Origin of the sequence: Mesorhizobium sp. B2-1-1 (genome assembly GCF_006442975.2) — a bacterium.
GTDB lineage: Bacteria > Pseudomonadota > Alphaproteobacteria > Rhizobiales > Rhizobiaceae > Mesorhizobium.
Genome location: NZ_CP083954.1, coordinates 1,459,792 through 1,481,148 on the forward strand (window position 1 = coordinate 1,459,792; position 21,357 = coordinate 1,481,148).

At 63.5% G+C, this 21,357-nt stretch carries 23 protein-coding genes; 11 read left to right on the plus strand and 12 right to left on the minus strand.

Annotated elements, in window-relative coordinates:
- Window positions 1-64: 64 nt before the first annotated feature.
- Window positions 65-967, minus strand: coding sequence for a LysR family transcriptional regulator (locus FJ972_RS07105; RefSeq protein WP_140525421.1), 903 nt, complete (start codon window positions 965-967; stop codon window positions 65-67).
- Window positions 968-1,080: 113 nt separating this feature from the next.
- Between FJ972_RS07105 and FJ972_RS07110 the strand changes: the two genes are divergently transcribed.
- Entirely contained in the window at window positions 1,081-1,551 is a 471-nt protein-coding gene (locus FJ972_RS07110; protein WP_140525422.1) for a DUF1348 family protein, read from the plus strand.
- 25 nt (window positions 1,552-1,576) lie between these two features.
- Window positions 1,577-2,209, plus strand: a complete 633-nt coding sequence (locus FJ972_RS07115; RefSeq protein ID WP_140525423.1) for a pyridoxamine 5'-phosphate oxidase family protein — start codon at window positions 1,577-1,579, stop codon at window positions 2,207-2,209.
- A gap of 9 nt (window positions 2,210-2,218) precedes the next feature.
- Here FJ972_RS07115 and FJ972_RS07120 read toward each other — a convergent pair whose 3' ends face one another.
- The 3 genes from FJ972_RS07120 to ftsE form a co-directional block, all read right to left on the minus strand.
- A complete protein-coding gene (locus tag FJ972_RS07120; protein WP_140513884.1) occupies window positions 2,219-2,932 on the minus strand; it encodes a YdcF family protein in 714 nt (237 codons plus the stop codon).
- Between the two features lie 99 nt (window positions 2,933-3,031).
- The gene (locus tag FJ972_RS07125) at window positions 3,032-4,018 is read right to left on the minus strand and encodes a cell division protein FtsX (RefSeq protein WP_140525424.1); all 987 of its coding nucleotides are present in this window, start codon (window positions 4,016-4,018) and stop codon (window positions 3,032-3,034) included.
- The gene (gene ftsE / locus FJ972_RS07130) at window positions 4,011-4,670 is read right to left on the minus strand and encodes a cell division ATP-binding protein FtsE (RefSeq protein WP_027023302.1); all 660 of its coding nucleotides are present in this window, start codon (window positions 4,668-4,670) and stop codon (window positions 4,011-4,013) included. Before ftsE ends, FJ972_RS07125 begins: the two co-directional genes overlap by 8 nt.
- A 301-nt stretch (window positions 4,671-4,971) precedes the next feature.
- Between ftsE and FJ972_RS07135 the strand changes: the two genes are divergently transcribed.
- From FJ972_RS07135 to FJ972_RS07145, 3 genes are all read left to right on the plus strand, one after another.
- Window positions 4,972-5,613 carry a hypothetical protein gene (locus tag FJ972_RS07135; RefSeq protein WP_140525425.1) on the plus strand — a complete coding sequence of 214 codons (642 nt, stop codon included), beginning with the start codon at window positions 4,972-4,974 and terminating at the stop codon, window positions 5,611-5,613.
- 89 nt (window positions 5,614-5,702) lie between these two features.
- Complete coding sequence (gene hpt / locus FJ972_RS07140; RefSeq protein WP_140525426.1) at window positions 5,703-6,245, plus strand: hypoxanthine phosphoribosyltransferase; 543 nt, start codon at window positions 5,703-5,705, stop codon at window positions 6,243-6,245.
- Between the two features lie 109 nt (window positions 6,246-6,354).
- Window positions 6,355-6,726, plus strand: a complete 372-nt coding sequence (locus tag FJ972_RS07145; protein WP_181168585.1) for a response regulator — start codon at window positions 6,355-6,357, stop codon at window positions 6,724-6,726.
- Here FJ972_RS07145 and FJ972_RS07150 read toward each other — a convergent pair whose 3' ends face one another.
- Window positions 6,727-7,668, minus strand: coding sequence for a DMT family transporter (locus FJ972_RS07150; protein ID WP_181168586.1), 942 nt, complete (start codon window positions 7,666-7,668; stop codon window positions 6,727-6,729).
- Between the two features lie 222 nt (window positions 7,669-7,890).
- Here FJ972_RS07150 and FJ972_RS07155 point away from each other — a divergent pair, with 222 nt between their 5' ends.
- Window positions 7,891-8,772, plus strand: coding sequence for a LysR family transcriptional regulator (locus tag FJ972_RS07155; RefSeq protein WP_140525428.1), 882 nt, complete (start codon window positions 7,891-7,893; stop codon window positions 8,770-8,772).
- Here FJ972_RS07155 and FJ972_RS07160 read toward each other — a convergent pair.
- From FJ972_RS07160 to FJ972_RS07170, 3 genes are all read right to left on the minus strand, one after another.
- On the minus strand, window positions 8,751-9,122 hold the full coding sequence (locus tag FJ972_RS07160) for a glyoxalase superfamily protein (protein ID WP_140525429.1): 372 nt from the start codon (window positions 9,120-9,122) through the stop codon (window positions 8,751-8,753). The two genes, FJ972_RS07155 and FJ972_RS07160, sit on opposite strands and share 22 nt — an antisense overlap.
- A 41-nt stretch (window positions 9,123-9,163) precedes the next feature.
- Complete coding sequence (locus FJ972_RS07165) at window positions 9,164-11,758, minus strand: TIGR02302 family protein (protein WP_140525430.1); 2,595 nt, start codon at window positions 11,756-11,758, stop codon at window positions 9,164-9,166.
- Between the two features lie 118 nt (window positions 11,759-11,876).
- The gene (locus FJ972_RS07170; protein WP_140525431.1) at window positions 11,877-12,818 is read right to left on the minus strand and encodes a threonine/serine dehydratase; all 942 of its coding nucleotides are present in this window, start codon (window positions 12,816-12,818) and stop codon (window positions 11,877-11,879) included.
- A 50-nt stretch (window positions 12,819-12,868) separates the two neighbouring features.
- Between FJ972_RS07170 and FJ972_RS07175 the strand changes: the two genes are divergently transcribed.
- The gene (locus FJ972_RS07175) at window positions 12,869-13,171 is read left to right on the plus strand and encodes an ArsR/SmtB family transcription factor (protein WP_140513877.1); all 303 of its coding nucleotides are present in this window, start codon (window positions 12,869-12,871) and stop codon (window positions 13,169-13,171) included.
- 22 nt (window positions 13,172-13,193) lie between these two features.
- Here the strand turns inward: FJ972_RS07175 and lysA are convergent, their stop codons facing one another.
- The 3 genes from lysA to argH all read right to left on the minus strand — a co-directional run bounded on the left by lysA (window position 13,194) and on the right by argH (window position 16,278).
- Window positions 13,194-14,462, minus strand: a complete 1,269-nt coding sequence (gene lysA, locus FJ972_RS07180; protein ID WP_140513876.1) for a diaminopimelate decarboxylase — start codon at window positions 14,460-14,462, stop codon at window positions 13,194-13,196.
- A 68-nt stretch (window positions 14,463-14,530) separates the two neighbouring features.
- Window positions 14,531-14,737 carry a lipoprotein gene (locus tag FJ972_RS07185; RefSeq protein WP_140525432.1) on the minus strand — a complete coding sequence of 69 codons (207 nt, stop codon included), beginning with the start codon at window positions 14,735-14,737 and terminating at the stop codon, window positions 14,531-14,533.
- A gap of 140 nt (window positions 14,738-14,877) precedes the next feature.
- Complete coding sequence (argH, locus tag FJ972_RS07190) at window positions 14,878-16,278, minus strand: argininosuccinate lyase (RefSeq protein WP_140525433.1); 1,401 nt, start codon at window positions 16,276-16,278, stop codon at window positions 14,878-14,880.
- A 36-nt stretch (window positions 16,279-16,314) separates the two neighbouring features.
- Here argH and tlpA point away from each other — a divergent pair, with 36 nt between their 5' ends.
- A complete protein-coding gene (tlpA, locus tag FJ972_RS07195; RefSeq protein ID WP_140525434.1) occupies window positions 16,315-16,995 on the plus strand; it encodes a thiol:disulfide interchange protein TlpA in 681 nt (226 codons plus the stop codon).
- A gap of 191 nt (window positions 16,996-17,186) precedes the next feature.
- On the opposite strand, the gene FJ972_RS07200 is transcribed toward tlpA, so the two are convergent.
- Entirely contained in the window at window positions 17,187-17,945 is a 759-nt protein-coding gene (locus FJ972_RS07200; protein ID WP_140513873.1) for a Crp/Fnr family transcriptional regulator, read from the minus strand.
- 261 nt (window positions 17,946-18,206) lie between these two features.
- On the opposite strand from FJ972_RS07200, the gene FJ972_RS07205 reads away from it, so the two are divergent.
- Genes FJ972_RS07205 through FJ972_RS07215 form a run of 3 tightly spaced genes read left to right on the plus strand, consistent with a single transcriptional unit; the run spans window position 18,207 to window position 21,128 of the window.
- Window positions 18,207-18,530, plus strand: coding sequence for a circadian clock KaiB family protein (locus tag FJ972_RS07205; protein ID WP_140500802.1), 324 nt, complete (start codon window positions 18,207-18,209; stop codon window positions 18,528-18,530).
- Window positions 18,514-20,007, plus strand: coding sequence for a circadian clock protein KaiC (gene kaiC, locus FJ972_RS07210; RefSeq protein ID WP_140500803.1), 1,494 nt, complete (start codon window positions 18,514-18,516; stop codon window positions 20,005-20,007). The genes FJ972_RS07205 and kaiC overlap by 17 nt, the downstream gene beginning before the upstream one ends.
- Window positions 20,004-21,128 (plus strand): two-component system sensor histidine kinase NtrB, encoded by a 1,125-nt coding sequence (locus tag FJ972_RS07215; RefSeq protein WP_140525435.1) that lies wholly within the window; start codon window positions 20,004-20,006, stop codon window positions 21,126-21,128. The genes kaiC and FJ972_RS07215 overlap by 4 nt, the downstream gene beginning before the upstream one ends.
- Window positions 21,129-21,357 lie beyond the last annotated feature (229 nt).

Sequence of the window (21,357 nt, forward strand, 5' to 3'; positions counted from 1 at the left end):
ATGGCCGAAGATGCCCCCGAACGGCGCCGAAAGACATTTCGGCTTCGCCCACGGCCCAGCCGCGCTACATCAGCCGCGCCAGCCTTTCTTTCAGGCGCGGGGCGGCGAAGTCAAGAAATGCGCGCAGCTTGACCGGCAGCAAGCCGTGGCCTGCGTGCACCAGGCTTACCGGCCAGGGTTCCGGTTCGAACTCCCGCAGCAGCACGCGCAGCGCGCCTGACCGCACCGCCGCGTCGACCTGGTAGGACAGCACCCTCGTCAGCCCGACGCCGGCGAGCGCGGCATCGATCGCAGCTTCGGCGGTGTTGACCTGAAGCCGCGAGCGGACCCGAATCGGCATCTCGGCCTTCCCGACGGTGAAGCTCCATGTCGAGAGCGCGCCCGGCCCTTCGAAGGTAATGCAGCTGTGGGACTCGAGGTCCGCAAGCGCCGTCGGGGCGCCGCGTTCGGCCAGATAGCCGGGGCTCGCGCAAACGACACGGCGGATCGTACCGATCCGCATGGCGACAAAACTGGAGTCGGGAAGCCGGCCGATGCGGATGGCGAGGTCGAAATGGTCCTCGACCAACTGGGTTATGCGGTCGGCCAGCGTCAGGCGGATGTCTACGTCGGGATAGGCGGCGAGGAAGCCGGTCACGACCGGCAGCACATGCAGGCGGCCGAAGACGACCGGCGCGGTGATGGCCAGTTCGCCCGTCGGGGCGCTGTATTCGCCGGCCGCCATGCGCTCGGCCTCGCCGACCTCGCCCAGGATGCGGCGGCAGGCGGCAAGATAGGCCTGGCCCGCATCGGTCAGCGTCAGCCGGCGGGTGGAGCGGTTCAGAAGGCGGGTCTTGAGATGCCGTTCCAGGTCGGAAACCTTGCGGCTGACCGTCGCCAGCGGAATGCGAAAACGGCGCGCGGCGGCAGACAGGCTGCCGGCCTCCGCCGCGGCGACAAAAAGCGACATGGCTTCGAGCCGGTCCATCGATTCTTCCGGAAATTGGAAGGATAGATTACAAATATGGCATCTACATCTGCTTGATGGAAGCCTCCATGTTGGGCGTGACGCAGACGGCCTGGGTCAAGAAAGGAATTGTCATGTCGCAAGATCGCCCGCCGCTGCCGCCATTCACCGCGGAAACCGCCGCGCAGAAGGCGCGCATGGCCGAGGATGCCTGGAACTCGCGCGATCCAGCCCGTGTCGCACTTGCCTATACGGCGGACAGCCGCTGGCGCAATCGTGCCGAGTTTCTGCAAGGCCGCGATGCCATCCAGGCTTTCCTGACGCGCAAATGGAGCCGGGAGCTCGACTACCGGCTGATCAAGGAGGTCTGGGCTTTCCACGGCAACCGTATCGCCGTGCGTTTCGCCTATGAGTGGCACGACGACAGCGGCTCCTGGTTCCGCAGCTATGGCAATGAGAACTGGGAATTCGACGAACACGGGCTGATGCGACTGCGCATCGCCAGCATCAACGACCTGCCGATCGGCACTGCCGACCGTAAATATCACTGGCCGCTCGGCCGGCGGCCCGACGACCATCCGTCGCTGTCGGAACTCGGGCTCTAACCCCTCCGGGCAAGAAAGGCTATCGATGGGCGCGCATGCTTTCACCAGCGACGTGGCTTTCACGCCGACCGTCAAGGCGATCCAGGCCCGCAAGGGCTCGCGCCAAGCCTATTCCCGGGTCGAGGAGCGCGGTGGCTGGCAGTCGGTGATCGCATCCGATCTTGCCGCCTTCATCGAGATGCAGACCAGCGTCTTCCTGTCGACGGCCAACGGCGTCGGCCAGCCCTATATCCAGCATCGCGGCGGGCCCGCCGGCTTCCTCAAGGTGCTCGATGAAAAGACGATCGGCTTCGCCGATTTCGCCGGCAACAGACAGTTCATCACCCAGGGCAATCTGGCCGACAATCCGCAGGCCTTCCTGTTCCTCATCGACTATGCCCATCGCCAGCGCGTCAAGATCTGGGGCAGCGCGCGCGTGGTGGAGGGCGACGCCGAGCTGACGGCGAGGCTGATGCCGCGCGATTATGCGGCGCGGCCCGAACAGGTCATCCTGTTCACCGTGGCGACCTGGGATGCCAATTGTCCGCAGCACATTCCGCAGCGTTTCGAGGCCGCTGACGTGGCGGCGGCGCTGGCCGAACGCGACAGGCGGATCGAACGGCTCGAACAGGAAGTCGCTCGCCTGCGGCAGGCGCCGGGATCCGTCGTCACCAAATGACGAGCAGGTTCAGCTGCCGGCGGCGATCTCGGCCAACGCGATGCCGTCCGGCGTCGGCTTCACCGGAACGATGCCGCGCGCCAATGCCAGCAGATATTTATTGTATTCGGTGAACAGCACGCGCAGCGCCCGCGGCTTGGTCAGCCAGCCGCCATTGTCGAGATTGCTGTTGACCACCGGATAGGGTTCGAGCTTGGCCTTGTGCAGCAGCCGGCCCATTTCCAGCAGGCTGCGCGGCATGTGGTAATTGTTGGTGACGAGGATCACCGTGCCATAGGCATGGCTCTCGACCCATTTGGCGCTTTCCTCGGCATTGCCGATCGTGTCGAGCGCGGCGCGGTCGATGTCGACGCAGCAGGAAAACAGCCTGATGTCGCCGCCAGTCGCGGCCTGAAGCTGGCGTCGGCTGGCGGAGGGATGCACACCGCTGATCAAAAGCCGCGCGCCCTTGCCGGACGCCAGCAGTTCCATCGCCGCATCGAGGCGCGATTGGCCGCCCGTCAACACGATGATTGCGTCGGCCCTGGCAGGGTTGGCAGGGGTGGTCAGATGGCTGACGGTGTTGGCGAACCAGCCGAAGCCGCCGGCAAACAGGGCGACCAGGGCAAGCAAGGCGAAAGAAGAAACGCGCAGCACGGCCGAAACCCGGCCGCGTCCATGCGGACGCGCCGCCAACGCCGGCATCGGTCCAACGGTACTGGTCGAGTCCCGCACCTCCATCATGGCATGGTTAATCCCGAAATGCGGCCTTTGGTAGGTAAAAATCGCAATTTGCGTTACGGCGGTTCTTCATGCGTGATCGATCCTGGTTATTCGACGTCGTCATGCTTCAGGCTGGCGCACGTCGATGTCGCTGAGATAGGCGACGACGGTGGCGTGCGAGGTTGCAGCCGTCAGCGCGCCGATGACCAGCACCATCAGCACGACACCGAGATAGCCGGCCGAGCCGATGGCGAAGTTGCCGAATAGCGCAGTCGCCTGGTCGGCCTGCGGGGTCGCCATGTTGCGCGAGGACCACCAGGAAAAGACGATGAAGACGGCGACCGCGGCGGCTCCGCCGGCGGCCGCGCCCTTCATGCCGGTGATCAGGAAATGGCGACGGAACTCGCGGGCGATGAAACGCGCTTCGGCGCCGACGAAATGCAGCACCTCGATGATGTGGCCGTTGCCGGCCATGGCGCCGCGCGTGGCGAACACCACGGTCAGCACCGTCGCCGAGAGCATCAGCGCCAGCACCGCGATACCGATGGTCACCGTGGTGCGGGCCATGGCCACCAGCCGGTCCACCCAGGTGCGGTGATCGTCAAGCGATGCGCTCGGCAGCTTCGGCGTGATCGCGGCGCGCATGGCGGCGAAATCGGGCGGGTTGCTCTCGTCGATGGTGACGATGATCAGCCGCGGCACCGGCAGTTCGTCGATGTTGAGGCCCGAACCCAGCCACGGCTCCAGCAATCTGGCGGTCGCGTCGCGGTCGATGATCCTGGTCGCCTTCACGCCGGGGGATTCGCCGGCGATCTGCGAGGCCTGGGCAAGGGCTGCCTCCATGTCGAGGCCGTCGACCGGCTTGATCTGGATCGTCGCCTCGCGCGAGATCTGGTTTTCCCAGACCGAGGCGGTGTCGCGCACCAGGGTAACCGCGCCGAAGGTCAGGCAGGACAGGAAGGTCATTATGGCGATGACCAGCACCAGGGCGCGGCCGGCGATGTTCTGCGCCGGCACGATGGGCGCCATCCTGCGCTGGACGCGCGGCCTTGGCGCGGCCGCTTCGTCGGCCTGTGCGTCGAGGTGTTCGGCGGAAAGCTCAGTCATAGATATCAAGCCTCCCGCCGGCCAGGATCATGCGGCGCGCATCGACCTGCTCCATCAGGCCGAGATCGTGGGTCGCGATCACCACGGCGGTGCCCAGGCGGTTGAGTTCGATGAAGAGCCTGAGCAGGCGTCGCGCCAGCGGCGGATCGACATTGCCGGTCGGCTCGTCGGCCAGCAGGATCTCCGGCTGCTCGATCAGGGCGCGGGCGATCGCGGCCCGCTGCTTCTCGCCGCCCGACAGGACCGGCGGCAGCACATGCATGCGTTCGCCGAGCCCGACCCATTTCAACAGCTCGGTGACGTCGGTGCGGTAGCTCGCTTCCTCGCGCCCGCGCACGCGCAAGGGCAACGCGACATTCTCATAGGTGGTCATGTGGTCGAGCAGGCGGAAATCCTGGAACACCACGCCGATGCGACGCCTGAGATGCGGCAGTTCGGCGCGCGAGATGCGCGAGCGGTCCTTGCCGAAGATGGTGATCAGCCCACGCGTCGGCTTCAGCGACATGAAGAGAAGCCGCAGCAACGTCGTCTTGCCGGCGCCCGAAGGCCCGCTCAGGAACTGGAACGAGCGCTCCGGTATGTGCAGGGAAATGTCGCGGAGGATTTCCGGACCCATGCCATAGCGGAGGCCGACATTTTCGAAGCGAATCACTTTCGGCGACCTGAAATTCTTAGAGCGTGATGCCGAAAAGTGTGAGGCGGTTTTCGGGCGACATCATTCTCTATCACTCTAGTTCGGAGGCGGATTCAGATTTCAGGTCGATTTGACCTGAAATCGGAATCCGTCGGCGGCAAGCCGGCCTGTTCTGGGAAAAGACCATCGGCCGGCATGGTTAACCGGCGGTTAATTAGCGGGTTGTTTCGGCTCGTCACAAGGGCTCCGGTGGGGAAGCGTTAACCATTTGCCTTTACGCAAAAGAAACGAAAAGCGAACGTGCTGCAATGCTGGGGCCATGATGGCTGAGGATCGAACCGCGCGCCCGGTTTCCGGCGAAATCATGACCGATCCGCCGGCAAATGCCGCGCCGGAGCGTATCCTGCGCGCTGGCGCGGCGGATATCGTCGATGCCGACTATGTGGTGGTGCCGCGGGCCGCGCCCCATGCCGAAGCCATTTCACCGCGGCGCGTGATGTCCATGCCATCCCTCGAAGGCATGGACATGCTGCGCAAGCCCGAGCCGCCGCCAGTGCGGCCGCCGGCGCCGCGCGGCGGTCCGATCTTCTGGATCGCCGGTGTCGGCGCCGCCTTTGCCGCCTTCTGGGTCTCCGGCGGGCATGCACTGGTGCGCCAGGCGCCGCCCGCCGCGGGCGGACCTGGCTCGGCGTTGAGCATTTCAGGGGTGACGTCCCGCGTGGACGCGTCTGGGGCGAACCCCGTGCTGTTCGTCGACGGCGAGGCCGCCAATGACGGTGCAAGTCCGGCGACGCTGCCGCCGCTCGAGATCCGCGTCACCGGCAATGACGGGCGCACAACGCGCTATACTTTGGGGACATCCAGCCGCTCATTGGCGCCAAGTGAAAGATTCGGCTTTGCCAGCCGGCTTGACGTGCCTAGAAACGGCGTAAGGACGGTGTCGGTCACCTTCGCGGAATAGCATGTGCGACAGGTGAGGCCGGCCCGCAAACGGCTGATGTCAGCGCTTCCTGTGCGCGAAGGCCTTTGAAAATCTTGAAGGGACGAAGAATGCCAGTTGTGCGCGGCAAGGACATCGAGGTCCTGTTTTCGGCGTCGGCCATCGCCCGGCGCAATCTCGAACTCGCCAAGGAGATCGCCGGGCACGACTATCACGATCTTCTGGTGATCTCGGTGCTGAAGGGCTCGTTCATCTTCGCCGCAGACCTTATCCGCGCCATGCATGATGTCGGCCTGTCGCCGGAGGTCGAGTTCATCTTCATCTCCAGCTACGGCGCTGGCACCACAAGCGGCGAGGTGAGGGTGCTGCGCGACATCGACAACGAGGTTGCCGGCCGCGACGTGCTTCTGATCGACGACATTCTGGAGTCGGGCAAGACGCTGAGCTTCACCCGCGACCTGATGCTGTCACGCGGCGCCAGAAGCTGCGCCATCGCGGTGCTGCTCGACAAGCGCATGCGCCGCCAGACCACCCTCAATGCCGATTATATCGGATTCGACTGCCCCGACTATTTCGTCGTCGGCTACGGCATGGATGTCGCGCACGCCTTTCGCGAACTGCCGTTCGTCGGCGTCGTCAAAGGCGATGCGTGAGGCAGCGGCAAATACTGAAAAAGGCCTTAACGGCTTCAAGAAAATAACCCATGCCGGAGCGCCGGGCCCTTCAGAAAAAGTCAACGTTTGCTCGCCAAACATGCCGGCCATGGCAAAGCTTCTGATCGTTGAGGACGATGAGTCCGTCCGCACCCTCGCAGCCCGGGCGCTCGAACGCGCCGGACACGCAATCGACATCGCCGCCGACGGCGCGCAAGGACTGGCGCTGATACGCGCCGCGAAGGGCGGCTATGATCTCGTCGTCTCCGACATCCGCATGCCCGAGATGGACGGCATCGAGATGGCGATTGCAGCTTCGGGTCTTTTCCCGTCGATGAAGATCCTGCTGATGACCGGCTATGCCGATCAGCGCGAGCGCGCCGAGGAGTTGAACGGCATCATCCTCGACGTCGTGCAGAAGCCGTTCACGCTGGCCGAAATCCGTTCACGCGTCGAACGGGCGCTGAGCATTTTCGCCTGATCAGGCGGGATCGGCAGCGACGAGTACCGGGAGCTTGCGCCGTCCGGTGTTGAGCGCAAGCAGGCCGGCGCCGATGATAAGGGCAGCGCCGATCACGGTCGTCGACCGCGGCACTTCGGCGAAGAACAGAAAACCCCACAGCGGCGACCACAGGATGCCTGTGTATTCGAAGGTGGCGACGCGGTTGGCCGGCGCCATCCGGTAGGCCTGCGACAGCAAGATCATGCCGGCGGAGGCGACGAAGCCGCAGGCGGCCATCTTGAGGAAATCCGGCAGCGTCGGCCACAGCCAGGGCCGCACCAGGAATTCCAGGCTGGGATGGGCGGCATGATTGATGCCGGCAAGCCAGAACAGGCTTGCGACCAGTGCGGCGCCGGCGAGATAGGCACCGTTCTGGTAGAAAGCCATCACGGTCGAGGATTCGGTGTCGCCGATCTTACGCGCCATCAGTTGCGAGAAGCCGTAGAGCACCGCGGAGCCCAGCGACAGCAGCGCCGCCCAGTCGAACAGTCCCGCACCCGGGCGCAGCATCACGACGACGCCAAGCAGCCCGATCAACACGGTCGCCAGCGTCTGCCAGGAGACCCGTTCGCCAAGATAGGGCCCGGCCAGCACCATGATGCAGAGCGGGGCCATGAAATAGAGCGCCACGGCATCGGCCAGGGGCAAGGCGGCGATGGCGAGGTAGTACATGGTGTAGGAGGTGAACTGAATGAAGGCGCGCATGGTCAGCACGCCGAACCGCCGCGACAGGATCGCACGCAGCCCGACATCGGCATGGACGAGCACGATCAGGATCGGCAGGGCGACGACCGCGCGGATGGCCATCACCTCGGTCACGGGGTAGCCGCCCGACACCGCCTTGACCAGCGGGTCCTGCAACGAGAAGACCAACACGCCCAGGCACAGGCTCAGCATGCCGAGCACCATCCGATTGCGCATAAGGATCCCAAGCTCCCGTACCAGGACGCAAGCAAGCTTGCAGCAAGCTAAAAAGAACCCGCCACCGTTTCGGGCAGCGGGCATGAGTGAGGACTGTTGATTGGTCCGTGGCCGAATCCTCAGCCACATATCCAATGGGTGAAGCAACTATCATCCCGTGTTTGACATGTTGCAAACGAATTGGAATGATACCAGCAATCAAAATTCCTTATGGCGGACGGGATGCGGCCCACTCTCGACAGCGATCTCCTGCGCACCTTCGTGGCCATTGTCGAAGCAGGCAATTTCACCAAGGCGGCCGAGCAGGCCGGCCGCACCCAATCGGCGGTTTCGATGCAGATGAAGAAGCTCGAAAGCGTCATCGGCGACAGCCTGTTCGAGCGCGGGTCGCGCGGCGTGGCGCTGACGCGGCGCGGCGGCGAGCTGATCGTCAATGCCCGCCGCATCGTCTCGCTGCTCGACGAGACGGCCGCGTCGATGGCGGCGGCGCCGCTCGGCGGGCCGGTGCGGATCGGCATTCCGGAAGAATACGGCCATGCCATCCTGTCGCGCGCGCTCGGCGCGTTCTCGAAGCGTCACACCAAGGTCGAGGTCACCGTGCGCTATGCCCATTCGGGGGCGCAGATAGCGGCGCTTGCCGCCGGCGAACTCGATCTTTGCGTGGTGTTCGAATGGCAGGATCCTTCAGGCGGCGAGGTGCTGATGCATGATCCGACGGTGTGGGTGACATCGATCCTGCATAACATGCATGAGGAGCGTCCGGTGCCGATCGCTCTCTATAACCGAGCCGGCTGGTGCAAGGATTTCGCCATCAAATCGCTCGAGCAGCGCGGGCTCGGCTATCGTGTCGCCTACACCAGCGACACGACCGGCGGCCTGAAGCTTGCCGTCACCTCGGGACTGGCGATCGCACCGATTTCGCGCAGCAACATTCCGGACGGCTGCCGCGAGTTGACGTCCGCCGACGGTTTCGGCGACATCGATTCCTCGAATGTGGTGATGCATCGCAACCCGAATGCGTCGGGCGAGGCGATCGACGGCATGCAAGAGGCGATCCGCGAGGCGTTCGTCAACAGGCAGACTCAGCCGGCCGCATCCTCGTAGAAATGCAGCCGGTTGCCGAACGGATCGGCAACCGACACCTCGCGGGTCTTCCACGGCGTCTCTTCCAGGCCCGGCCTGGCGAAACGGTATGCTCTGCCGATCAGTTCGCGATGCAGGGCGGCGATGTCCTCGACCTTGATGCGCATGGCGATGCCGGGCGCGCCGTCGCCATGGTGTTCGCTCAGATGCAGGATGCAGCCGTCACGGCCGACCGCCATGTAAAGCGGCGCGTTGTCGTCAAAGCGGTGCTCCCACAGCACCTGGAAGCCGAGGAAGCCGACGTAAAACTCGTGGGCCTTGGCAATGTCGAAGATGCGCAGGATGGGCGTCACTGTGCCGAGTTTGGGCATGATGTTGCAGCCGCTCCCAGCGGATGCCGCGGCGGCGATCCCTATTTCAGTTCCAGCAGCCGTTCCAGATAGCTGCGCTCGATATCGGGGCTGAGCGCATTGCCGAGCCGCTTGCGGATCGCTTCCAGGATCTGGCGCGCGCGCTGCACGTCGATCTCGTCCGGCACCTTCACCGAATCGCCAAAATCGGGACCCTGGCTGGCACGCGGCCGGCCGAGCGGATCGCGATCGGCGTTCTGCTGGCGACCGCCTTCCTCGCTGCCGCCTTCGTCGCCCTGCATGGCCTGCATCTGCTTCATCATGTCCTTGGCACCCTTGCGCAGCGCCTCCAGAGCGCGGCCCTGGTGGCCAACGGCCTGATCACCTTCACCATCGCCCAGGGCCTGCTCGGCATTGCCCATTGATTTGCCCGCCTCGCCAAATCCTTCATTGGGCTCCATGCCCATCCCCTCGAGCCCCTTCTTCAACTGTTCGAGGTCGTTCTTCAGCTGGCCCTGGCCTTCCTGCAACTGCTTCAGCGCGTCGGCGAATTCCTGCGGCGTCATCGGCTTTTGCCCGGCGAGCGGATCGCGGTTCTCGCCTGCGCCCGGTCTGTCCTGATCCTCGCCGCCGCCTTCGCCGAGCTGTTCATCGCGGTTCTGGCCGCGCTGGCGCTCGCCGCGTTGCATCTGGTCCATGCGGAAGGTGTCGTTCATCATCTCCTGCTGGCGCCGCAGGATGTCGCCGAGCTTGTCCATCTGCTGGCGCATCTGGCTGTCCTGCTGGCCACCCTGCTGCTGGCGGCCGGCCTGGAGGTTGTTCATCATGTCCTGCAGCTGCGACAGCAATTGCTGCGCCTTGTCGCGATCGCCGGACTTCGCCAGGTTCTCGATCTGGTCCATCATGCGGTCGATGTCGCTCTGGCGTAGTTCCTGGCCGTTCTGCTGCATCTGCGGGGCGTTGGGATTCTGCTTGGCGCGCTCGGCGAATTCCCGCAGGAACTGGTTCATCGCCTCGCGCAATTCCTTCATCGCCTTTTCGATCTCCGCGTCGCTGGCGCCGTTCTTGATAGCATCCTGCAAAGCCTGCTGCGCCTGGCGCAGCCGCTTCTCGGCAGCCGAGAGATTGCCCTCCTCGATGCCGAGCGCGATTTCCCAGAGATAGGAGACCTCGTTGCGCAACTGGTCGTCGCTGTCGGCCATCTTCAACCGGCTGCGCGCGCTCATGATTGCGAGGTAGTGGGACATGTTGTCGAACGTGTCCTCGGGCCGCAGCGTGATCGCATCCATCAGGTCGAGCACGCGCGGCTTGGCGTTCGCGTCGAGCGCCAGCAGGCGGCGCTGCTCGATAACGGCACGCGCCAGCGAATTGGAGAACGGCCGCTCCGGCATCACCAACGTCTTGGTTTCGCTGCTCGCCGTATGCCGGGCATCGTCGGTGGCGACCAGCGTCAGCTTGATCTCGGCGCCGGCCCAGACGTGTTCGGTCAGGTCCTTCGAGGTCCTGGCGGCATTCGCCTTGCCGCCGCGGCGCGGTAGCGTCAGCGGCATGTCAGGCGGACCGTAGAGCGGACGCGCATCGGGCGCCTGCGGATCGGCGAGCGCGAACACGGCCTTGGCGTTGGCGGCGCCATAATCGTCGTCGATCTGGTAGTTGAGCTCGAAAGCGCCGTTGACAGCGCGCTTCGGCTCCCCGACGAAACGGATCTGCGGCGGCTTGTCCGGGATCACCGCGAAGGCCCAACGGCCGAGTTCGTCCTCGCCCGACTTCAGCGTCAGCGTGCCATCGCTCGTCAGCTTGCCGATGAACTGGCGCACTTTGGACTGCGCTGCCGGGCTTGCCGCCGGCTTGGCCGCGGCCGCCTGCGGGTCGGCGGGATCGATGGCGCGGGCATTGCCATTCTTATCGGCATAGGCAAGCGTCTCCTCGCCCGTGCCGCCGGTGACGCGCAGCGAAACATCACTGCCTTCGGGAACGTGGAAAGCCGGCGCCGCCTGGTTGGCGTCTGCCGTAAGGAAGATCGGCGGCTTGCCGGTATAAACGGGCGGCGTCACCCACGCATCGATGCGCGGCGGCACGGCGTCATGCGCGTCCTGGGCGCTGAACGCGTCGGCTATCCGGCCACCAGTCGGTCCGAAGGAAAAAGCGAAGGCGGTGACGAGCAGAAGCGCTGCCACGGCGCGCAATCCCCAGGGATCGCGTTCCGGCACGCGCGTGCGCGGCACGTCGGCGCCGAGGCTGTCGAGCCTGTCGGCCATGCGCTTCTGGTGCTCGCGCCACAGCGCCTGCGAGAAGCTGCTTTCGCGGCCGCTCGGCCGGTCCGTCTGGGTCTGGACGGGGTGGTGCAGCAAGTGATTGGCCGCCTCGATGCGGCGGTCGATCTCGGCGCCGCCCGGCATGCGGAAAAAGCGTAGCGGATAGAGCGCGGCCAGTGTCGCAACGCCGAAGGCGGCGACCAACCCGATGCGCGCCGCATCGGGCAGGCGCGGGAAAAGCCCTAGCCAGGAAATGCTGAGAAACAGGCTGGCGACGACGAGAAGCGGCAGCAGGAGCGGCCAACCCCGTTCGACCATCATCGAGACCCGCGTCGCCAGCCGGCTGAGCGCCAGGCGCCCGGCAAGACCGCGATCGCTGCTGAAGATCGGTCGTTCCGTCATCGGCCCTTCCACGGGAGCGGGCGGGATGGCCCGAACCTCACGACTCGAAGAATACCCAGCAAACGCGGCGAAGGCGAGGCAGTTCCTGAAAAACGTGAAGGAGAGAAAGGCGCGGCGATCAGAATTTCGCCGGGTTTGCGTTCGCGCCGCAGACCAGGACGGCGAGCCGTTCGCCGGGTGCCGGCGCATAGCGGCCGGACAGGATGGCGCCGAACGCCGCGGCGCCACCGGGTTCCGAGATGATCCGCACCCGGTCCCACAGCGCCTTCTGGGCGGCGACGATGTCGTCGTCGCTGACCAGGATGGAGCGTTCCACGAAGGCCTCGGCGATCGGGAACATCATCTCGCCGACACGTTTGGGCGCCAGGGAATCGGCGGCGATGCCCTCGGCCGGCGCATCGACCGGATGGCCGGCCTCGAGGGCGCGATAGAGTGTCGGCGCGCCCTCCGGTTCGACGGCGACGATGCGGATACGGCCGGCGAACCAGGCGGCGATGCCGCCGATCAGGCCGCCGCCGCCGACGGCGACCAGCAAAGTGTCGATCTGAGGCAGGTCGTTCTCGATTTCCAGCCCGAGCGTGCCTTGCCCGATAAGCGTTTCCTCCTGGTTGAAAGCGTGGATCTGCAAGGCGCCGGTTTGCTCGGCGAAACGTTCGCTGGCGGCCAGCGCCTCGGCATAGCGGGCGCCGCCGACGACCAGCTCGGCGCCGTAGCTGCGAATGCGCTCCAGCTTGGCCGGCGGGCTCACCTTCGGAACGAAGATGGTCGCCCTGTGGCCGAGACGCATGGCGGCATACGCCACCGCCGCTCCATGATTGCCGCCCGAGGCGGCGACGACACCGGCCCCGGGGACCTGCCGCTCGAGAAGATTGGTGAACGCGCCGCGCGCCTTGAACGAACCGGAATGCTGCAGGCATTCGAGTTTGAGATCGACCGCCAGCGGCGGCCGGTCGAAGTCGGCCATGTCGACGCGCAGCACCGGCGTGTGGCGCACATAGCGACGGATGCGCGGTTCCATCATCGCGATGCGTTCGCGCGTTATGGTGTTGCCGTTGGTCATGGCCATCTCCTTGGGATTGACAGCAATTAGTAACTTGGCAAAATGGCTAAATGCAAGAGGTTGATGTGTTCAAGGCGATCGCCAACGAACGAAGGCTGCGGATCCTCGACTGGCTGAAGGATCCGCGCGCGCATTTCCCGGCCCAGGCGGATGGCGATCTGGTCGAGGACGGCGTCTGTGCGCTGCTGATCGCCGAAAAGCTCGGCATTACCCAGGCGACGCTCAGCGAGCACATGCGTGTGCTCACCCAGGCAGGGCTGTTACGGGCCAAGCGCATCAAGCAATGGACATTCTATCGCCGCGACGAGGACAGGATCGCTGAGACAAGAGCGCTCATCCAGAACCGGCTATAGCTAGGACCGCCTTCGGCGGCTTCTATGCAAGCCAGTCGGGGATCGAATCCAGCCCGATCAGTTCGTCATAGGTCTGGCGCGGGCGCACGACGTGGAAACGATCGCCGTCGACCAGCACTTCCGGCACCAGTAGGCGGGTGTTGTAGGTGCCCGCCTGTACCGCGCCATAGGCGCCGGCGGTGGCGATGGCGACCAGGTCGCCGGACTTGAGCCTTGGCAGGTCGCGGTCGAGGCCGAGATAGTCGCCGGTCTCGCAGACCGGGCCGACGATATCGACCGTCATGCGCGGCGCGTCGGCGGGCGGCAGCACCACCGGTCTTATGTCGTGGAAAGCGTCGTAGAGCGTCGGCCGGATCAGGTCGTTCATGGCGGCGTCGACGACGAGGAAATTCTTGGCATCGCCTTCTTTGGCGAAGATCACTTGCGAGACGAGGATACCGGCATTGCCAACGATCAGCCGGCCCGGCTCGAACATCACCTTCAAGCCAAGCTTGGTGACGTGCTTGCGGACGATCTGCGCGTAGGCGTCGGGGAGCGGTGGCGGGTTGTTGTCGACGCGGTAGGGAATGCCGAGACCGCCGCCGAGATCGACATGCTCGATGGCATGGCCGTCGGCGCGCAGCGCGCCGACCAGTTCCACCAAAAGCGCGAAGGCATCGTCGAAGGGTTGCAGCTCGGTGATCTGGCTGCCGATATGGGTGTCGATGCCGGTGACCTTGATGCCCGGCAATTCAGCCGCGCGCGCATAGACCTGACGCGCCTTCTGCCATGGGATGCCGAACTTGTTCTCGGCTTTGCCTGTCGAGATCTTCTTGTGCGTCCTGGCGTCGACATCCGGATTGATGCGCAGCGAGACCGGCGCCACCTTGCCCAGGGCAACGGCGCGCGACGAGAGCAGTTCGAGTTCGGGCTCGGATTCGACGTTGAAGCACAGGATGCCGGCTGCCAGCGCAAAGTCCATCTCACGCGCGGTCTTGCCGACGCCGGAGAACAGGATCTTGCTGGCCGGGATGCCGGCTGCCAGCGCGCGCCGCAACTCGCCTTCCGACACCACGTCGGCTCCGGCGCCGAGCCTGGCCAGGGTTTTGAGCACCGCCTGATTGGAATTCGCTTTCATGGCGTAGCAGACCAGTGCATCGAGCCCGGCAAATGCCTGGACGAAGACGTGGTAGTGCCTGGTCAGCGTGGCCGTCGAATAGCAGTAGAATGGCGTGCCGACGGTTGCGGCGATGTCCGATATCGCCACGTCCTCGGCATGAAGCACGCCGTCGCGGTAGTCGAAATGGTTCACGAGAGTGGTTCCGAAAAGTTGGAGCAGGGTAGGAGCGGGTTTAGCACTCTAAACCGCTCTGACCGGCTCTAGAGCAGCGGGTCGAGAATGAACTTCTTGTCCGCGACCGGTTTTTCCGGTTCCGGCGGCACAGGCTGGTGGGCCTTCTCGGCGTCCTTGCGTGCCTGCACGGCCGCCTCGTAAGGCGTGTCGAGACCGGACCTTCTGCCGCAAGCCGTAACGGCGGCAAGCGCCGCAAGCAGCGTCAGTGTCACCAAAATCCTGCTTCCGGTCATCGATCCATCCGTCCGAAACTTTTTTCCGCCGCTGCTTTTAGCCGAGTTCTTGGCGCATTGCACCCCGGATATTGCCGTTGCAATATCCTGGATATTGGCGGTTGCAATATCCGGGATATGGCTGGCCGCAATGTCCGGCATCACGCCTTGGCCAGCCGCTTTTTCCAGTAGCGGATCTGCTTCCTGACTTCCGACGGTGCGGTGCCGCCGAAGGAGGTGCGGCTCTTCACCGAGTTCTGCACGGCCAGCACCGAAAAGATGTCCTTCGTGATGCCGGGGTGGATCGACTGCAAGTCTTCCAGCGCAAGCTTCTCCAGGCTCAGCTTCTTCTCTTCGGCCAGCGCCACCGCCCGTCCCGTGACATGATGCGCTTCCCGGAACGGCAGGCCGAGCGTGCGCACCAGCCAGTCGGCAAGGTCGGTCGCGGTTGCGTGGCCGGAGCTGGCAGCCTTCTTCATCGCCGCCGCGTTCACCGTCATATCGGAGACCATGCCGGTCATCGCCGCCAGCATCAGGTCGAGCGTCTCGGCGGCATCGAACACCGATTCCTTGTCTTCCTGCATGTCCTTGCCATAGGTCAAAGGCATGCCCTTCATCACCGTCAGCAGGCCGACCAGATGGCCGGTGACGCGCCCGGTCTTGCCGCGCACCAGTTCGGCGGCGTCGGGGTTCTTCTTCTGCGGCATGATCGAGGAGCCGGTGGAGAAGCTGTCCGACAGCCTGATGAAGCCGAATTGCGGCGTTGACCAGATGATGATTTCTTCCGCCAGCCGCGACAGATGCGTGGCGCATATGGCCGCCAGTCCCAGGAATTCCAGCGCGAAATCGCGGTCCGAGACGCTGTCCAAAGAATTGCGCATCGGCTCGCGGAAGCCGAGCGCCGTGGCGGTCCGGTGGCGGTCGATCGGAAAGCTGGTGCCGGCAAGGGCGGCCGCACCCAGCGGGCTTTCGTCCATGCGTTCGATGGCGTCGCGCACCCGCGACAGGTCGCGCGAAAACATCTCGACATAGGCCATGCAGTGGTGGCCGAATGTCACCGGCTGCGCCGCCTGCATATGAGTGAAGCCCGGCATCACCGTCGCGGCATGCTGCTCGGCCCGCTCCAGCAACGCACCGACCAGGCCCTTCAAGGCCTCGGCGACGCGAAAGCACTCGTCCTTGACCCAGAGCCGGAGGTCCACTGCAACCTGGTCGTTGCGAGAGCGGGCCGTGTGCAGCCGGCCGGCGGCCGGACCGACCAGCTCGGCGAGGCGGGCCTCGACGTTCATGTGGATGTCTTCCAGCCTTGTCGAGAATTCAAACGTGCCCGCCTCGATCTCTTTCAGGATCGTGTTCAGGCCGTGAGCGATTTTCTCTTGATCGGCCACCGAAATAATGCCCGTTTGCGCCAGCATCGCGCTATGGGCGATCGAACCTCTGATGTCCTGCGCATAGAGTTTGCGGTCGAACGAGATCGACGCGTTGATCGCTTCCATGATCGCGGCCGGACCCGAGGCAAATCGTCCGCCCCACATCTGGTTGCTGGTCTTCTTGTCGCTCATGGCTATAAAACCCGTGCTCGGAGCAGTTTTGAGAAAATGGCAGACGGAAACAGATTTTTCCCGGCCCCGCGCCTGATCCTCGCCGCCCTGGTGGCGGGAGCGCTGGCCGGCGCGGTCGCGGTATATGTCAGCGAGAGCCGGTCTGGCAACAACGCCGCGTCGCAAGTCGCCGTCGGCGACAGCAAGGACGATGTCGCCTGCGCCGCCAAGAGCGAACGCGCCAAGAAGATCGCCGCAGCCGCCACCGGCGAGGTCGCGGCGCTCTTGCCAGCCGATCCGCCGCAATCGATGAAGAGCCTCGCCTTCAACGGCCCGGACGGCAAGCCGATGACCATCGCCGACCGTGCCGGCAAGACGGTGCTGCTCAATCTGTGGGCGACATGGTGCGCGCCATGCCGCGCCGAAATGCCGGCGCTGGACGCCTTGCAGAAGGAGAAAGGCAGCGATGCGTTCCAGGTCGTCGCCGTCAACGTCGATGCCGGCGACGACGTGAAGCCGAAGAAGTTCCTCAAGGACACCGGCGTCGAGGCACTCGGCTATTACAGGGATTCGACGATGGCGCTGTTCAACGAGCTCAAGACGCGCGGCCTGGCGCTCGGCCTGCCCGTCACCATGCTGATCGACGGCGAAGGCTGCCTGATCGCCCATATGAACGGCCCGGCCGAGTGGTCGGGGCCGGACGCCAAGCGGCTTGTCGAGGCCGCGCTCGGGTCTTGAAGAGGCTGGGACAAGGCTGGGCGCAAGCGCGGCCTGACCACGCAACGGTTCCGCCCAGCCCATCCGCGTCGGCCTGAGCCGACCCGGTCAATTCGTCGAATGCCTGGATCGGCGCCGGCTTGCCGAGATAGTAGTCCAAGCCTCGGCGTCCAGGGACTCACCTTAAGGACATATATGGCGAGCCGTTTGTGCTATCGGCCAGACGAGCCGTTGGTCGGCAGGGGATAGACGCCCTTCAATACTTCGTCGAAGTGATGACTGACCGCCGCATTGCACTCGCAAGCAAGCCACCGCAGGCCGTCGACCTTGCGAACGACGATCCGGGCACGATGGGTCTCAATGAGACCGTGTTCTTTCAGATCGCGTATGACGCGGCTCAAATAGCTCCGGCCGACTCCGAGCATTACGGCGAGCTGTTCTTGTGTCAGCGCCAGATCGGGAGTGCCCGTCCGATCAATGGCGGCCAGCAGCCATTTCGCTGTCCGTTGCTCGATCGAATGCGCGGCATTGCAGGCGACGGACTGGAACATCTGCGCCATCAGGCAGTCCGCGTACCGCGCGAACAGATTCCGTAGCGTCGACGACCTGGACTTCGCCTCTTCAAGGTTAAGCAGGTCGATGCGGAAGAACGAACCTCCCAATTGTACTTCAGCGCGAGCGTAAGCTGGGAGCCTGCCTTGGCTGACAACTCCGCCAATTGCCCCTTCTCGTCCGACCAGAGCCGTCTCGATCGCACGCCCGTCGCTCAGCACGACGAGATAGGAAATCAGGCTGGGACCTCTCGGGAAGTATGCATGGCGAACCGTGTCGCCAGGTTCATAAAGCAGTGTTCCGGTGGGGGCCGACCACTCATCCAGCCAAGGCTCGAGGATTGCCCAATCTGCCGCGGTGAGTGCCCGCAGAAGATTGTTGCCGATCATGCCGGAGTCTATGTGGGCGCGGGCTTCCATTTACACTCCTCCGAACGATCGCTTGCGGCCCATATCCCAATAACCGGAGAAATGTCCACTAGTGCGCAGACGCGCAAAGCGCGAATGTCTAAGAAGTGACAGGGGTGCTGATCCAGGCCCCATCGAGCGCGAGCTGTGGCGCGTCGGCTCCAGGCGAAATGCTAGAAGATCGCCCAAGGCGGACAACAAAGCCCTGCGGTTGAATTGCTGGCGTGTCGCGTAGAGCACGTCGATACTGAACCCGTGCAACCAGCGTGAGATATGAACCCGGAACAACCGCCCGCTTCAGGGGCCCATCCCCTTCTCCGGCTCTACATCGCCGGAGACACGCCCGGTGCTCGTCGGGCACTGGAAAGCCGCCTGAAGATAATCGAGGAGATGAGCGCATCCATTGAAATCCAGATCTTCGATATCCTGGAACATCCTCATGAGGCGGAGCGAGCAGGGATACTAGCAACGCCGACGCTCTCCGACGAATCCGCTGATCCCCCGCGCCGTCTGGTGGGCGACATCAGCAATATCGCTCAGGTTCTGGACTATTTCGGTTTTCGCAAGAAGGATGATATTCATGACCGCGACGGATGAGATCTCTATCGACCCGGTTCTTGAACGCGTCAATACAGGGATCGAGGCTTTTGACGACTTGGTGATGGGTGGCTTGCCGCGCGGACGCACCACCATCGTGGGCGGCACGCCCGGTAGCGGCAAGACCGTATTCGCCACGCAGTTCCTGGCGCATGGCATCACCGGTCTCAATGAGGCCGGTGTCTTCGTCACTTTCGAGGAGTCGCCAACCGAGATCGAGGTAAACATGGCGAGCTTCGGCTGGGACATCCGCGGCTGGCGAGCGGCGGACAAGCTTGTTTTCGTCGATGCGAGCCCGCGCGATCAGGACCAGGTGGTTGTGGGCGATTTCGACCTCGCCGGTCTTCTGACCCGCATTCTGCACGCAAGCCGAAGCGCCGGGGCAAAGCGCATCGTGCTCGATTCGGTTACCCAACTTTTCGATCATTTCGTGGCCGAGCAGACGGCAGTGCGCCGCGAACTTCTACGTATTGCGACCGCGCTGAAGAAAGAAGGGCTGACGGTCCTTATGACCGCGGAACGCAACAGTGAATATGGTGAAATCTCCCGTCACCGAATAGAGGAGTTCGTCGCAGACAATGTCGTGATCCTTCGCAATGCCCTTGATCGCGAGCGCCGTCGGCGGACCATAGAAGTCCTGAAAATGCGCGGCAGCCGTCACGTTGAGGGCGAAGTGCCCATAACGCTGGTCGCCGAACAGGGCATCGTAGCTGTGCCTCTGTCATCGTTGCGCCTGGAGCAGCAATCAAGCACGAAACGGGTCACCAGTGGTAATTCCGAACTCGACAAAATGTGCAGCGGCGGGTTCTTTCGCGACAGCGTAACCCTTGTCAGTGGAGCCACAGGCACCGGAAAGACTCTACTTGTCACCAACTTTCTAGCGGGCGGAGTGGCTGCGGGCGAACGCGCCTTGCTCGTCGGCTATGAGGAGAGCCGCGGCCAGCTTTTCCGCAACGCGCGTAGCTGGGGCGTCGATTTCGAAGCGATGGAGGCGGATGGTCGCCTGAAGGTAGTCTGCCTTTATCCGGAAGCGCAGAGTTTGCCGGATCACCTTCTGATGATCCGCGAACTGGTGGCGGAGTTCAAACCCGATCGCATGGCAATCGACAGCTTGTCGGCATTGGAGCGCATCGCGCCAGAAACCGGGTTTCGTGAGTTCTTGATCAGCGTCACCTCCTTCATAAAGAAGCGCGAAATTGCCGGCCTTTGCACCGCTACCAACAAATCGCTTGTCGGAGGCCAGAGCGCTAGCGAGCAGCATATTTCCACACTCACCGATTCGATCATTCTGTTGCGCTACATTCAGCAGGAAGAATTCATGCATCGCGGCATGATGGTGCTGAAAATGCGCGGCAGCGAACACGACAAACAGATACGGCGCTTCACCATCGACAGTGGCGGTATGCATCTTGGAAAGCCCTTTGACAGCGCGCCTGATGTGTTCGGCGACTCCGCCGTGGACAACACGTCGACATGAAGAGCGCCTTGAATACGGCGCAAAACGCCGCCGAAATGCTGGAATCGCCCGGAGATACATCTCCGGCTGGCATCAGCCAGCTCAGCTTTCGCCAGTTGATCGAAAATACCGCCGACGGGATGCTGGTGGTCGATTTGGACGGAACAGTGCTCTATGCCAATCCTGCGGCAGCCGTAATTTTTGGACAGCCGCTTGACGAACTCCTCCACGTTCCGCTCGGCCGTCCGGTCGTCTCCGGAGAGATCGCCGAGATCACCGTTCACCGTTCCGGCCGCAAGCCGGCAGAAGTGGAAATGCGTACGGTCGAGGTTACCTGGGACAGCAGGCCCGCATTGCTTGCCAGCCTGCGCGATGTCTCGGCCCAGCGATCAAGAGAAGAAAACGCACGCCAGTCACAAAAGCTCGAGGCCATTGGACGCCTCGCAGCTGGCATTGTCCATGACTTCAACAACCTACTCGCCGTTTTCGGGTCTGGCCTTCGGCTTCTGGAGAAACAGATCGCTAAAGATCCTGCGGATGAGAAAGTCGCTCTGCTGGTCGAGGAGATGTTCAGGCGGATCGAAAATGGAGGAGCGCTAACACAGCAACTGCTTGCCTTTTCGCGACGCCAATCCCTGGTCCCGGAACAGATTGATCTCAATGAACGTATCAAGGGGCTGACGACGCTGCTGGAACGGACGTTGGGGAGCGGCATCCGGGTACAATGCAATCTGGATCCAGCCTTGGACCCTATCCTTATCGATGCCAACCAGCTCGACATCGCCGTTCTTAACCTTGCCGTGAACGCCAGAGATGCAATGAAAGGCAATGGCACTCTCACGATTGAGACCAGCAATTTTCCAAATGATCTGGAGGATTTGCGTTCAGCGGCGGCTTCATTTGTTCGCGTGACTGTACGCGATACCGGCTGTGGAATGAGCAAGGACACCCTGGCGCGCGTTTTCGAACCATTCTTCACAACAAAATCGGAAGGGCAGGGTACGGGACTCGGGCTAAGCCAAGTTTACGGCTTCATCAAGCAATCCGGTGGGCATGTCCGAATCGATAGCGAAATCGGTCAGGGAACAAGCCTGCATCTCTACTTGCCGCGCGCTTCTGGAACCGAGCGGCAGCAGAACTGAGCGGCGGCAGACCCATTCCCGGCCAGCAGACTGATTGGCCGATGTCAAATCCGTCAGGCTGAGCGCGGGACGGGAATTTCCACGCATCGACCGAGCATTAAACCGACGCCTTTTTCAGCGTTGTCATGTCAGTGTTGTCATGTGCTGTTAGACGCCGTCCGTCGGTGAGGTCGCTGACCGTCTCGAGACAGGTCCCTGGTACATCAATTCAAGCAGCAAGCCGCTATGC